Annotated in this window: 13 protein-coding genes; 3 read left to right on the top strand and 10 right to left on the bottom strand. The window is 68.9% G+C overall.

The features are described 5' to 3' along the window. The first annotated feature begins 237 nt into the window (after positions 1-237). On the top strand, positions 238-1,071 hold the full coding sequence (locus BY998_RS20350) for a hypothetical protein (protein ID WP_110353522.1): 834 nt from the start codon (positions 238-240) through the stop codon (positions 1,069-1,071). Between the two features lie 27 nt (positions 1,072-1,098). On the opposite strand, the gene BY998_RS20345 is transcribed toward BY998_RS20350, so the two are convergent. The 10 genes from BY998_RS20345 to recQ all read right to left on the bottom strand — a co-directional run bounded on the left by BY998_RS20345 (position 1,099) and on the right by recQ (position 12,991). Continuing rightward, the gene (locus BY998_RS20345; RefSeq protein WP_245421677.1) at positions 1,099-1,284 is read right to left on the bottom strand and encodes a hypothetical protein; all 186 of its coding nucleotides are present in this window, start codon (positions 1,282-1,284) and stop codon (positions 1,099-1,101) included. A 203-nt stretch (positions 1,285-1,487) separates the two neighbouring features. Then, entirely contained in the window at positions 1,488-2,384 is an 897-nt protein-coding gene (locus BY998_RS20340; RefSeq protein WP_110353520.1) for an SMP-30/gluconolactonase/LRE family protein, read from the bottom strand. A gap of 104 nt (positions 2,385-2,488) precedes the next feature. Then, a complete protein-coding gene (locus tag BY998_RS20335; protein WP_110353519.1) occupies positions 2,489-3,391 on the bottom strand; it encodes an NAD(P)/FAD-dependent oxidoreductase in 903 nt (300 codons plus the stop codon). A gap of 75 nt (positions 3,392-3,466) precedes the next feature. Beyond that, on the bottom strand, positions 3,467-3,802 hold the full coding sequence (gene grxD, locus BY998_RS20330) for a Grx4 family monothiol glutaredoxin (RefSeq protein ID WP_110353518.1): 336 nt from the start codon (positions 3,800-3,802) through the stop codon (positions 3,467-3,469). Positions 3,803-3,979: 177 nt separating this feature from the next. Further along, complete coding sequence (locus tag BY998_RS20325; RefSeq protein WP_110353517.1) at positions 3,980-4,216, bottom strand: BolA family transcriptional regulator; 237 nt, start codon at positions 4,214-4,216, stop codon at positions 3,980-3,982. Positions 4,217-4,243: 27 nt separating this feature from the next. Continuing rightward, positions 4,244-6,469: a phosphoribosylformylglycinamidine synthase subunit PurL gene (gene purL / locus BY998_RS20320; protein ID WP_110353516.1), complete on the bottom strand. Its 2,226-nt coding sequence runs from the start codon at positions 6,467-6,469 to the stop codon at positions 4,244-4,246. A 138-nt stretch (positions 6,470-6,607) separates the two neighbouring features. Beyond that, entirely contained in the window at positions 6,608-7,834 is a 1,227-nt protein-coding gene (locus BY998_RS20315) for a hydrolase (RefSeq protein WP_245421676.1), read from the bottom strand. A 143-nt stretch (positions 7,835-7,977) separates the two neighbouring features. Then, positions 7,978-10,161 carry an ATP-dependent RecD-like DNA helicase gene (locus BY998_RS20310; protein ID WP_110353515.1) on the bottom strand — a complete coding sequence of 728 codons (2,184 nt, stop codon included), beginning with the start codon at positions 10,159-10,161 and terminating at the stop codon, positions 7,978-7,980. 108 nt (positions 10,162-10,269) lie between these two features. Next, the gene (locus tag BY998_RS20305; RefSeq protein ID WP_110353514.1) at positions 10,270-10,956 is read right to left on the bottom strand and encodes a trna delta -isopentenylpyrophosphate transferase; all 687 of its coding nucleotides are present in this window, start codon (positions 10,954-10,956) and stop codon (positions 10,270-10,272) included. A gap of 190 nt (positions 10,957-11,146) precedes the next feature. Further along, positions 11,147-12,991, bottom strand: coding sequence for a DNA helicase RecQ (gene recQ, locus BY998_RS20300; protein ID WP_110353513.1), 1,845 nt, complete (start codon positions 12,989-12,991; stop codon positions 11,147-11,149). A gap of 96 nt (positions 12,992-13,087) precedes the next feature. Between recQ and BY998_RS20295 the strand changes: the two genes are divergently transcribed. After that, on the top strand, positions 13,088-13,327 hold the full coding sequence (locus BY998_RS20295) for a type II toxin-antitoxin system VapB family antitoxin (protein WP_110353512.1): 240 nt from the start codon (positions 13,088-13,090) through the stop codon (positions 13,325-13,327). Beyond that, on the top strand, positions 13,327-13,731 hold the full coding sequence (locus BY998_RS20290; RefSeq protein WP_110353511.1) for a type II toxin-antitoxin system VapC family toxin: 405 nt from the start codon (positions 13,327-13,329) through the stop codon (positions 13,729-13,731). Before BY998_RS20295 ends, BY998_RS20290 begins: the two co-directional genes overlap by 1 nt. The last annotated feature ends 1 nt before the right edge of the window (position 13,732 follow it).

The following is a 13,732-nucleotide window of genomic DNA, read 5'->3' as shown; positions in this document are numbered from 1 at the left end:
GGCAGGATGGCGACGGTAACCTTTCAGTAAACAAGCATCCTTAACAAAGTCCGAGCATGCCCGGCGAAGCTTTCCCGAGCCGAAGCAACCGCCTGTCGAGGCGGCCCGCTTTCGGATGTCGGCGAGAGGGACCTGCTCGGGCCGCCGGTACGACCGGCGGAAGGCGGCCAAAGCCGCCGCGCCGTCGAACTGCTCAGCATTCGAGGCCTCACGGCCTCATCACCGGGAAGCCTGACCATGTCGGACACGGTCGAAACGGGCAAGGATGCGGCCTCGAAGGCCGCCGAGCTGTTGAGGCAGGTCGTCGGCGGCACCGCGCCGTCCAAGCCCGCCGCCGTGCCTGCCTCGCCCGCGACTTCTCCGGCGAAGGTCGCGAGCCGGAGGATCCCCTTCGGCGCGACGACCCGGCTGGTCGGCACGAGCGCTGCGGCCCTCGCCTTCGGTCTCGCCATCGGTCTGATGGCGGCACCGGGGCAACGGTCGGACGACACGGCGGACGCGCTTCGCGCCGGCTTGGAGGCCGGGCGGACCGAGACCGCGCGTCTGTCCCAGGAGATCGACCGCCTGACCCGCACGGTGACGGGCCTGCGCGACGCCGGCGAGGCCGCCCGCAGCGAGGCCAAGGCGCTGAATGTCAGCCTGTCGGATCGGATCGCCCGCACGGAGCAGACCGTCGAGCGGCGCCTGACGACGCTGTCCGAAACCGTGACCCGGGCCGAGCGCGACCACGGCGAGCGCATCGCCGCCCTGGTCGGACAAGTGGAGAAGAAGGTACAGACGGTGGCAGTCGCGGCGCCAACGAAGGTGGAGCCCAAGCCGGAGGTTCGTGCGCCGGAGCCGACCCAAACCGGAAGCTTGCCGGACAAGCCGAAGGCGGAGACGCTCGAAGGCTGGGCTCTGCGGGATGTCTATGACGGAGTGGCGATCCTTGAGGACCGTCGCCGCCGCCTCGTCGAGGTCGGGCGCGGAGACGCGGTTCCGGGCGTCGGACGGGTCGAGGCGATCGAGCGTCGGGGCCGCCAGTGGGTCGTCGTGACGCGACAGGGCGTGATCACGCCCCAGGCCTGGTGAGACGGAACAGGGCTCGGCAGGCGCGGCTCAATTGACCGGGGTGATCTCGGCGGGCTTGAGCGAGCGAGGTTTTTCGGGAGGTGCCGGCGCAGCCGCTTCCGGCAGCATCGTCGCCCGCTCGATCCGCAACCGACCGCGTTCGCGGGCCGCGTCACGGGCGGAGGGGGCAGCGTGGAGGATCATGGCTAGCAGCGCATCGCCGTCGTCCTGCACCGAAAGATTCTTCCCATCGAAGACTGGCATGACCCGCTCCGACCCATTCGCAGGGACTTGCGGTTTCTGAGCGAAAGCTCGACCGTTCCAAGAAAATCGGCATAGCGGGGATAAGTTCCGCCGTCCACACGATTTTAACCGCACATTTATCTTTGCATTGCGGCAGCTTTCGCCGCAGTGCGAAGACGCACCTCAATAAACTATTAGTTGCCTTCATGAAAAAGAGGTAGGTCCAACCTCCTTGTGGGCAGGCCGCGAAACTCCGTCTCAACTTGGTAGAGGTGGCCAGCCATCGGGTCGATCGTAGGGTTGCGACCTCGCAGGCAGGTCGTGATGTAGAGGGTCGAGAGGTCGGGACCGCCGAAGGCGCATTTGGTCACGAGGGCGGTCGGCATCGGCAGGATGTGTTCGGGCTCTCCGTCCGGCGTGAATCGGGTGATGCGCCCGGCCCCGTAGTGGCAGATCCAGAGATGGCCCTCGGCGTCGAGGGTGAGGCCGTCGGGCTTGCCCGACCCCTCATCGAACCGGATGAGGGGCTGCGGCTCACCGATCCGGTCGCCATCGAGATCGTGGACCCGAACGATGCCCTGCGCCGTATCGATCGTGTAGAGGCGTGTGCCGTCCGGGCTGAGGACGGGTCCGTTGGTGACCGCCGCGCGCCCCCCGAAGCGCTCGAGCCGCGTCCCGTCCCAGCGGAAGAAGCTTCCGGTCGCCTCCTCTTCCGCATCGTCCATGGTGCCGAAATAAAGCCGGCCATCCGGCCCGGCATTGCCGCTGTTGAGGCGGTCGCCCGCCCGGTGCTCGTCCGGACGAACGAGGGGCGTGCGCGCACCGTCCGACAGCCGGAGCAGCGCGACGCCGGTCTGGAAGCCCGCGACCACCCGGTCGGGATCGGGCGTCGGCACGGCGAATCCGATCTTCTCGTCGAGCGGCAGGCGGAGGGATTCGTTGCGTTCCGGCCAGTGGCGCCAGACCGCCGGATTCTCGATGTCGACCCAGAGCAGCGAGCCGTCGCGCTCGTCCCACAGCACCTCCTCACCGAGGGCGCAGCCGCAGGCGACGGTGACGCGCGGTGTGTGCGGATGGACGGTCGGTGTCATCGGATCTCCGGATCGGTGTCGGGATCGTCGCCGTGGTCCTCAACCGCGAGGCCCGAGGCGCGGGTCACGTTTGCGAGCGCATTGGCTGGTCGGCGAGGCGCGCTCTACCGCGTGGCTTCGGCGACGAATTCGGCGTTGATGGCGAAGGCCGCCATCGCCCCCTCGGCGGCGGCGACCACGGCGAACTGCACCCGCCGCGAGGCATCGCCCGCCACGTAGAGTCCCGGCACGTTGGTCTTCTCGTATTCGTGCGTCGGCACGACGCTGCGCGTCTCGTCGAGTTCGCAGCCGAGCTGCGCGATGAGCGGGGAGGGGGAGCAGGCGAACGGCATCAGGAACAGAGCCGTGCAGGGCGTGTCGGTGCCGTCGCGAAAGCGCAGCCGCGTCGGGCGGGCGCCGTCTCCATCGAGCCGGTCGACCTTCGCCTCGATCACGCGCACGCCGTTGCGGGCGAGCCGGTCGCGGTCCTTGTCCGAGAGATCCTCGTCCTCGCCATCCGTGCAGAGGACGACGTCGCGGCTCCAGCCGGTCAGTTCGAGGGCCAATCCGCAGCCGCGATGCCCGCGTCCGTAGACGACGAGCGAGCGGTCGCAGACCTCGAAGCCGTCGCAATAGGGGCACGAATGCACGCCCGTGCCCCAGTAGGTGTCGAAGCCCTCGATCCGGGGGATTTTCTGGGACAGACCGGTGGCGAGGATCAGGCGACGCGCGCGCTCCTCGCGGCCGTCGTCGAGCCGCACCGCGAAGCCGTCGTCGAGCCGGCGCGCTTGCGTCACCGCGATCTCGCGGCACTCCACGGTCCCGTAGCGGGCGAGGTCGGCATGGCCCTGGGCGCGCAGATCGAAGGGCGGCGTGCCGTCACGGGTGAACAGGCCCCAGGTGCGCGGGGTAGCCGCGTTGCGGGGCCGACCCTCGTCGCAGAGCAGGACGCTGCGCCGGGCGCGACCGAGGATCAGGGCGGCATTGAGCCCGGCCGGGCCGCCGCCCACGATGATGACGTCGCGCATATCAAAGTCCCGACCGCATTGCCGGGACAAGCACGATGGAGCGGAAAGGGTTTCCGCGAAAAGGGCCGAGGCGCCTCAGGCTGCGCTTTTGACCGGGACGCCCTTCTCGGAGAGGAACTGCTGCAGCTCACCCGACTGGAACATCTCGCGGGCGATGTCGCAGCCGCCGACGAACTCGCCCTTCACGTAGATCTGCGGGATGGTCGGCCAGTTGGAGAAGGCCTTGATGCCATCACGCACCGCCATGTCGTCGAGCACGTTCACGCCCTTGAACGGCACGCCCAGGTAGTTGAGGATCTGAACCACCTGACCCGAGAAGCCGCACATCGGAAATTGCGGCGTGCCCTTCATGAAGACGACCACGTCCTGCGAGTCGATCTCGTTCTTGATGGTGGTGTTGACGTCGGTCATCGCGAAGGTCCTCGTTTACGTCTCTGAATGCTTGGAAAGTCAGGAATGTCCGGCGGATTTCAAGACCGCCGCCTCGGCAATCCGCAGAAGGGCGGTGTCGGCATCGAACGCGGCGGCCAGCAGTGACGAGGCTCGGCCGGTCCATCGGCGCGACCCGTTTGGATAGGAGTGATCGCCTTAATCCTGCGGCACGCCCGTGGTGAGGGCAAGGGCGTGGAGCACGCCCCCCATCCGTCCCTGGAGCGCGCCGTAGACCATCTGGTGCTGGGCCACGCGCGTCTTCCCCTTGAAGGCGGAGGAAATCACGGTGGCGGCGTAGTGGTCGCCGTCGCCGGCCAGATCCTTGATCTCGACCGTCGCGTCGGGCAGCGCCTCGCGGATCATCGACTCGATCTCGCGTGCATCCATCGGCATGGGAAAACTCCGCTCGTCCTTGAAGGGTCAGGCCGCCGGAGCGGCGGGCTGGCTCGCCATGTAGGCCGGGAACCACGCCTCGTTGGCCGCCTTGAGTTCGGCCACGGATATGGTTTCATCGCCCGGCAGCACGAGGCTGTCGCCGCCGACGATGCCGACGGTCGCCGCGTCGATCCCTTGCGCCGAGGCGCTGTAGAGAAGGTCGGAGGCGGCCTCCGCCGGGATCGCGATGAGATAGCGGCCCTGGTCCTCGCCGAACAGGTAGGCGTGTGCCGGCAGATCGCCCAGCACCGCGGGCAGGGCCGCGCCGAGGCCGCCGGCCATGGCCATCTCGGCGAGCGCCACCGCGAGCCCGCCGTCGGAGAGGTCGTGCACCGTGTCGGCGATGCCGGCCACGATCAGGCTGCGCACGAAATCGCCGTTGCGCCGCTCGGTGGCGAGATCGACCGGCGGAGGCGCGCCCTCCTCGCGGCCGGCGATCTCGGCGAGGTAGAGCGACTGGCCGAGCCAGCCCTCGCTGCGCCCGATCAGCACCAGCACGTCACCCTCGCGCTTGAGCGAGAGGGTCGCGTGGCGCTCGACATCGTCGAGCACGCCGACGCCGCCGATGGTGGGGGTGGGAAGGATGCCGATGCCGTTGGTCTCGTTGTAGAGCGAGACGTTGCCGGAGACGACGGGGAAGTCGAGCGCCGTGCAGGCCTCGCCGATGCCCTTCAGGCAGCCCACGAGCTGGCCCATCACCTCGGGCTTCTCGGGATTGCCGAAATTGAGGTTGTCGGTGATGGCGAGCGGCCGGCCGCCGACGGCGGTGATGTTGCGCCATGCCTCGGCCACCGCCTGCCGCCCGCCTTCGACCGGATCGGCCTCGCAGTAGCGCGGGGTCACGTCGGTGGAGATCGCAAGGCCCTTCGGCCCATCCTCGATCCGCACGATGGCGGCGTCGCCGCCGGGCTTCTGCACGGTGTTGCCGAGAATGAAGTGGTCGTACTGCTCGTAGACCCAGCGCTTGGAGGCGAGTTCGGGCGAGCCGATCAGGCGCTTGAGGGCGTCCGCGTTGGGCAGGCTCGCCGCGACGCTCGCGGCTGCGATCACGGACTGATGCGTGTTGGCGATGTGCGGCCGGTCGTAGAGCGGCGCCTCGTCGCCGAGTTCCTTGATCGGCAGGTCGGCGACGGTCTCGCCGTTGTGCTTGATGACGAAGCGGAGCGTGTCGGTGGTGTGGCCGATGACGGCGAAGTCGAGGCCCCACTTCACGAAGATGGCCTGCGCCTCGGCTTCCATGCCGGGCTTGAGCACCATGAGCATGCGCTCCTGGCTCTCCGAGAGCATCATCTCGTAGGGGGTCATGCCCTCTTCGCGGGTCGGCACCTTCTCGAGGTGCAGTTCCACGCCGAGATCGCCCTTGGCGCCCATCTCCACGGCCGAACAGGTCAGGCCGGCCGCGCCCATGTCCTGGATCGCGATGACCGCGCCGGAGGCCATCAGCTCCAGGCAGGCCTCCAGCAGCAGCTTCTCGGCGAAGGGATCGCCGACCTGCACGGTCGGCCGCTTCGACTCGCTGGCCTCGTCGAACTCGGCCGAGGCCATGGTCGCGCCGTGGATGCCGTCGCGGCCGGTCTTCGAGCCGAGATAAACGATCGGATTCCCGACGCCCGTGGCCGCCGCGTAGAAGATCGCGTCGGCACGGGCGAGGCCCACCGCCATGGCGTTGACGAGGATGTTGCCGTCGTAGCGCCGGTGGAAGCCGACGAGGCCGCCGACGGTCGGCACGCCGAAGGAATTGCCGTAACCGCCCACGCCCGCGACGACGCCCGAGACGAGGTGGCGGGTGCGGGGATGGTCGGGCGAGCCGAAGCGCAGGGCGTTCAAGGCAGCGATGGGCCGGGCGCCCATCGTGAAGACATCCCGAAGAATGCCGCCGACACCGGTCGCCGCGCCCTGATAGGGCTCGATGAAGCTCGGGTGGTTGTGGCTCTCCATCTTGAAGACGCAGGCCAGCCCGTCGCCGATATCGATGACGCCCGCGTTCTCGCCCGGACCTTGGATTACCCACGGCGCTGAGGTCGGCAGGCCGCGCAGGTGCTTGCGCGAGGACTTGTAGGAGCAGTGCTCGTTCCACATCGCCGAGACGATGCCGAGCTCGGTCAGCGTCGGTTCGCGGCCGACCAAAGCGCGGAAGCGCTCGTACTCGTCCGGCGTCAAGCCGTGCTGGCGCACCAGCTCGGGTGTGATCGGAACATCGTTGCGAAACATCCGAAGCCCTGTCCCAAACCTTCGCCGCAACGCCCTCACGCCGGATTCCGGCCCGAGAACCGCGGGTCATGCCTCCCGCCGCGACGCATACAGACTTTGCGCTCCGCTCTAGTGCGGATCAGCACCGGCTGCAAAGGGTCAGCGCGGCACCGATTCCGACAGCGCCGCGTCCGGATCGGGTTTTCCCTCGCCAATCGTGCCGGCGGCCGGACGCGCGGCCCGGCAGCGTTCCACCGCGGCGTGGACGGGTTCGGGCCCGGCAACGAAGGCCGCGTAATCGAAGCCCTTTGCGTCGCGGCTCGACATCAAGAGTTGGAAGTGCATGCGGAACAGGTTCCACTGGCGCCGCGCGACGAGGGCCGGTTCGATCAGATCCTCGATGGCCACCCGCATCACGGCGAAGCGCCCGGGGGGCGGGGCCGGCAGCCCCGAGGCACTGACGGGATCGCGCAGGTGGATCGAGAGCCAGTCCCAGGGTGCGCGGATGTCGAGCCAGCCGATGGTGGTCTCGCGGCCGATCCGGGCGAGCGCCTCCCGCGCGTCCCTCGCCCGCGGATCGAGGGTGATCCAGGGAATGACGCTGCCCAAGGTCACCAGGGTCACCGGCGTACCCCTTTGCCCGAATTGCGGATCAGCCTCGAGGATGCGGTCGAGTGCTTCGAGGGCAAGGAAGCTCGACGAGGAATGGCCGATCACCACGATCTCGGAGGCGGTCGCTTCCGCGGCCCGGATGCGCTCGGTCCAGGGGCCGAGGCGCGCGCGCATCGTGGTCTCGCGGCCGGAGGCGTGGTCGTGGGTGAAGGCGGTGTCGTCGACGAGATGGGCGACGTAGAGCGGCTTTCCGCGGGTGAGCCGCGTGAGCAGAGCGAGGATGCCGTAGCCGAGGAGCGGCACGAGGCCCGCGCCGACGAGGGCGGGCAGGCCGGCGAGCGGGCTCAGCGTCACGAGCGCCGCGGCGGCGGCGAGGCTGAAGAGGACGAAGGCGAGGTAAAACTGGTGGACGCTGACGATCACCCGGTAGAAGCGCCGCGCCTCGCGCCGGAAGGTCCTGAGGTAGCCCGAGCGCCAGAGCCGCCACCAGAGCGGCGGCAATTCCGCGAGGCGGCGCAGGTTCGAGCGGGGGAAGCGGGCGCGGACGATGTCGTCCCAGCGCAGCAGGCTGTAGCGCACGCGGGTGTTGCGGCCCTCGGCCTCACTCCGCACGTCCCAGTCGAGGCTGATGCCGTCGGCGGAGCGGACCGGCTCGGAGACCTCGATGGCCATGTCGCGACGCCCCGACGTGATCCGGCTCTCGCGTCGGAACAGGCCCCAATAGGTTTCCGGCTCACGGGGATCGAAGCCCGGCAGGTAGAAGACCTGCCGCACCTTTCGGCTGTGGTCGGGCTCGGAAATGATGGACCGCCCTGCTCGCTCTTGGGTCGGGCGAGCGTGACGGCGCGCCCGTTCACCCGCTGCCTACACGATGGCGCGGGCCCTCGGCGAGGGCAAACGCGTGACACTCGTCGGCTTCAGCCCGCTTCGAGCCATTCCTTGAGCTTGGTCCAGCGCCGGCGCGAGGCGCCTTCGCGGATCGCCATGCCGATCGCCCGTCGCTGACCGACGAGCACCACGAGGCGGCGCCCGCGGGTGACGCCGGTATAGAGCAGGTTGCGCGCGAGCATGGTCCGGTGCTGCGTCACCACCGGGATGACCACGGCCGGGTATTCCGAACCCTGCGACTTGTGGATCGTGGTAGCGAAGGCCGGCACCAGCGTGTCGAGTTCGTTGAAGGGGTAGACGACGGCGCGCCCGTCGAAATCGACCACCAGCGCCTCCTCGTCGGCATCAATAGCACTCACGGTCCCGAGATCGCCGTTGAACACGTCGCGGTCGTAATCGTTGCGGGTCTCCATCACCCGGTCTCCTGGGGCGAAGCGCCAGCCGAAGCGCTCGACTTCGGCCGGGGGAGAGGGGTTCAGCACCCGCTGGAGGGCGTGGTTGAGGTTGCGGCTGCCGAGGGAACCGCGAATCATCGGCGTCAAAACCTGGATGTCGCGCGCGGGATCGAGGCCGAAGCGGCTGGGGATCCGACGGGTGACGAGTTCGATCAGGCATTCGACGCCCGCATCCGGGTCGTCGATCTCGACGAGATAAAAGTCGCTGGCCTCACCCTTGGCGGGCGACAGCGGCATCCGACCGGTGTTGATGCTGTGGGCGTTGACGACGATCTGGCTCTGCGCCGCCTGACGAAAAATCTCGGTGAGGCGCGCCACCGGGATGCGGCCCGACGCGATCGCGTCGGCGAGAACCTGTCCGGGCCCGACGGAGGGGAGCTGATCGACGTCGCCGACGAGGATCAGGCCGGCGCGCTCCGGCACCGCCTTGAGGAGGGCGTGCATCAGCGGCACGTCGACCATGGAGGTCTCGTCGATGACGAGAAGATCGCAATCGAGCGGGTTGTCCTCGCCCCGTTGAAAGCCGCCGTTGCGCGGATCGATTTCCAGCAGGCGGTGGATGGTGCGCGCCTCCAACCCCGTCTGCTCGGCCATGCGCTTGGCCGCGCGCCCCGTCGGAGCCGCGAGCAGGACCCGCACGCCCTTGGCGGTGAGGATACGCAGGATCGCGTCGAGCGTGCTCGTTTTGCCGACGCCCGGCCCGCCGGTCAGCACGCAGAGCTTGGCAGACAGGGCCAGCCGCACGGCCTCGGCCTGGGACTCGGACAAGGCCTTGCCGGTCCTCGCCTCGACCCAGGGGCGGGTGAGGGCGAAATCGATCGCCGGCCAGGGCGGCGCTCCGGCAGCGCGCTCGGACAGCCGCATCGCGATGGCCCTCTCCGAACCATGCAGTCCCTTGAGGAGCAGGCAGGGCTCGCCGCGCAAGCTGTCGGCGACCACCTCCCGGCCCTCGCGCAGAGCCAGCGCCGCAGCGACCCGGACGAGGTCGGAACCGACCTCGAGGAGATCGACGGCGAGGCTGACCAGCCGCTCGACGGGAAGCCCGCAATGGCCCTCGTCCATCGCCGTCTGGAGGGCGTAGGAAACGCCTGCGGCGAGCCGCTGCGGCGCGTCTCGGGCAAGCCCGAGGCGGAGCGCGATGGCATCCGCCGTGCGGAAGCCGATGCCGCGGATGTCGCGGGCGAGCCGGTAGGGGTCCTCGGCCATGACCCTGAGCGCGTCCCCGCCATAGGTGCGGAAGATGCGGGTCGCCCGGGCCGTGCCGACGCCGTGGGCGTGCAGGAAGATCATGATCTCCCGCACCGCCTTCTGCTCGGCCCAGCCCTTGACGATGCGGGCCGCACGCGTCTTGCCGATGCCATCCACTTCGGTGAGGCGGCCGGGCTCCGCCTCGATGATCTCGAACACCGCCTCGCCGAAGGCCGCGACGATGCGCTTGGCCATCATCGGGCCGATACCGCGCATCTGACCGGAGGCAAGGTAGCGCTCGATGCCCTCCACGCCGGTCGGCGGCGTGACCTGAAGGGTCTCGGCCCGAAACTGCAGCCCGTGCTCGCGATCCGTGGTCCAGCGGCCGGACGCCGTCAGCCACTCGCCCGCGGCGATGGCGGGGGCGTGGCCCACCACCGGCACGAGGTCGCGGCGGCCGCGGGCATGGACCTTGAGCACGCAGAAGCCGGTCTCGGCACTGTGGAAAGTCACCCGCTCGACCGAGCCGGCCAGCACGTCGAGGCCGGGAGGCCGGACCGGCGCGTTCATGGGCTCACCCCGTCATGGTTTCGGAAGGTCGAGACCTTTCGCGGGACCAGGGCCGAGCCCTGAAAGACAGCCGGCACCCCGCCGAAGGGCCGGACCTTCGGGATCCCGTTAGGCGGCCCGGCTGCCGCGGCCGGCCTTCTTGGCCGGCGGCCAGCCCAGCGCCCGCAGGCGGGCCTTGGCGTAGTCGCGGACCTCCTCGCGGGTGCCGTTCGGCATGGCGTTGAGGATGCCCTGCGTGCGCTCGTCGAGCATTAGGTCGGTGACCGCGTTGATCGATTCCGCCTCGTCGATGAGGCGCTTGAGGTCGGCTTCCTGCTCCGTCACCTCGTCGAAGGCCGGCGGCGCATCGAAGTCCTCGTCCACGGCGCGAATGGCCATGGGCTGGTTCTGGCGGAACTCGTCCGCCTCCTCTTCGGAATAGACGAGGCCGTGCAGCTCGATCAGCTTGAGGATGACCCGGTCCTTCGCCCGCTTCTCGGCCATGGCGTAGACGTAGGCCGCCTGCCGGCCGGAGACGCGGTAATTCACGTTCACCAGCGCCTCGCCGATCGACCATTCGATCCGCTCCTCGCCCGCCTTCTCGCCGGGCATGCGGCCGGTGACGAGGAGCACGGCCTCGTCCCGCTCGCTGCGCAGGAGCGTCGGAGCATCGAAGCGGATCTTGGTGTGGGCGGCGATCCGCTCCAGGGTTTTGTGATAGATCACGGCCGTACCCTGCACGCGCCAAACGTTGCCCGCGAAGGGCTCGCCATAGCGCACGAGAATGTCGGCGATCTGCTTGTCGGCGGTTCTCATGGTGCGTCCCCAGGATGTGGACAGGGCCCGTGAGCGGAACGGAGCCGCCTTCTGAAAGCGGCCTACGTTCGCGTTATGTTCTTCCTGTGGACAATATGTGGATAACGCTTGCATGGCAAGCCAGCCCACCTGCGGCGGGCGGTCCCGCCGAGTCGTGACGCCTCAGAGGGTCGGACGATGGAGGTGAGCGTCAGCCTACCTGCTTGGCATCGCTCAGGAACTCCCGGATCGCGTCGGTGAAGCGCTCGCCATAGGCCTCGCGCTTGCGCTCGCCGACGCCGTGGACCGTGCGCAGGGCCCAGAGATCGACGGGCTTGCCCCGCGCCATCTCGATCAGGGTGCGGTCGGGAAAGACCATGAAGGCCGCGATGCCCTCGGCCCGGGCGATCGTCGCGCGCAGGCCCCGCAGGTGCTGGAACAGGGCCTCGTCGGCCTCGTTCAGCCCGGCCTCGTCGTCGCGGGGCGCAGCGCGGCGGCTCCTGGACTCGGCCTTCTTCGGCTCGGGATCGGGCCGGACCTGCACCGTCTCGCGGCCGAACAGGATCGCCTCGCCCTTCTCCGTCATGACGAGGCCGCCATAGCCGTCGGTGTTCTCGGCCACCGCACCGGCGGCGAAGAGCTGGCGCAGCAAGGCGCGCCAGGCCGCGACCGGCTTGTCGGCACCGACGCCGAAGGTCTTGAGGCCAGCGTGACCGTTTCGGCGGATCGACTCACTTTCCTTGCCGTGGACCACGTCGCAGACATAGGCGGCACCGAAGCGTTGCCCGGTGCGGACGATGGCCGAGAGCAGCTTCTGCGCCGCGACGGTGCCGTCGATGAGGGAGACGCCGCCGCGGCAGAGATCGCAGCGGCCGCAAGCCGCGCTGGTCTCGCCGAAGTAACTCAGCAGCGACTGGCGGCGGCAGGCCGCGCCCTCGCAGAGCGCGATCATCGCCTCGAGCTTGCGCCGCTCGACCCGGCGCCGCTCTTCCGAGATCTCCTTCTCGTCGATCTGGCGACGGCGCAGCGCCATATCGTCCAGGCCGTACAGGGTCAGCGTATCCGAGGGCAGGCTGTCGCGTCCGGCGCGACCGATCTCCTGGTAATAGCCCTCGATGTTGGTCGGCATGTCGGCGTGGCAGACGTAGCGCACGTCGGGCTTGTTGATGCCCATGCCGAAGGCGATCGTGGCGGTCATCACCACGCCGTCCTCTTGCAGGAAGGTGTCTTGGTTCCGTGCCCGCGTGCCCTGGTCGAGCCCCGCATGGTAGGGCAGGGCATTGAAGCCGTCGGCCTTCAGGGTGTCGGCGAGCTGCTCGACGCGCTTGCGGGACGAGCAGTAGATGATGCCGCTCTCCGAGCGCCGGTTGCGCAGGAAGCGCTCCAGCTGGCGCGTCGGGTTGTCCTTGGGCTGGAAGGTCAGCCGGATGTTCGGCCGGTCGAAGGAGTGGACGAAGGTTTTCGGAGAGCGCCCGGCGGGGAACAGGCGCTCGGCGATCTCCGCGCGGGTGGCGGCATCCGCCGTAGCGGTCAGGGCGAGCGTCTGCACGTTGCCCAAGGCCTCGCGGGCGCGGGCGATCTCGCGGTATTCAGGGCGGAAATCGTGGCCCCATTGCGAGACGCAATGCGCCTCGTCCACCGCGAGCCGGCGCACGCCCGCCCCGCGAAGGGCTTCCATGCAGCCGTCCATGAGCAGGCGCTCGGGCGAGACGAACAGCAGGCGCAGCTCGCCGGAGCGGATCTTGCGCCACGTCTCCCGCGAGGCCGACTCGGCCACCGTCGAATTCAGGGTCGCGGCCTCGATGCCGAAGGCGTGCATCTGCTGCACCTGATCGTGCATCAGCGCGATCAGCGGCGAGACCACCACCGTGAGGCCCGCATCGACCAGGGCGGGCAGCTGGTAGGTCATCGACTTGCCGGAGCCCGTCGGCATCACCGCGAACACGTCCGCCCCATCGAGGACGGCGCCGATCACCTCGTCCTGTCCGGGCCGGAAATCGTCGTAGCCGAAGGTCTTCTTCAGCGCGGCACGGGCCTCGTCGAGGCGAGCTGTCATCGGGTCACTTGCGAGAGGCGAGGAACGGAGCGGAAGCCGGCTTGCGGCAGAAGTGTGTAGGCAATAGCTTCCGGTTGTCTAAACAACGAGGCCGCCATGCCCCTGAACATCCGCAGCGAGGCGGTGAACCGCCTCGCCGAGAAGCTGGCATCGCGGGCGGGCGTGAGCAAGACCGAGGCGGTGCGTATCGCACTCGTCAACGAGTTGGAACGGCGGGAGCGCCGCATCCCGCTCGAAGAACGCCTCCGCCCGCTCCTCGGGCGCATCGATGCCGTTCCCGATACCGGTCTTCCGGCCGACAAGGCGTTCTTCGATGAGCTGAATGGTCAGACGTGATGTTCGTCGACGCCTCCGCCGCGGTCGCGATCCTTGCCAACGAACCTCAACGCAGCGCAGTCCTGCGCTGTCTCGACGAGGCTACCGAACTCGTCACATCCCCTCTCGCCGTGTTCGAGATCGTTGCGGCCGTGACACGGAGGCGGGCTCAATCCGCCGAGACGTCGGCGGAGCAGGTTCGAGTCTTTCTCGAGACCGCAGGCATTTCCGTCGTGCCGATCACGGAGACCGATGGACAGGCGGCTCTCGCCGCCTTCGCCCGCTTCGGAAAGGGACAGGGCCACCCGGCCCAGCTGAACATGGGCGACTGCTTCGCCTATGCCTGCGCCCGGACCCGCGACGTTCCGCTTCTCTTCGTCGGCAACGACTTCATCCAGACCGACATCGCCGCCGCGCTGACCTGAG

Source organism: Methylobacterium sp. B4 (assembly GCF_003201865.1).
GTDB lineage: Bacteria > Pseudomonadota > Alphaproteobacteria > Rhizobiales > Beijerinckiaceae > Methylobacterium.
Note: the sequence above shows the minus strand (reverse complement) of the source record. Positions and strands in the feature narration are given on the sequence as shown.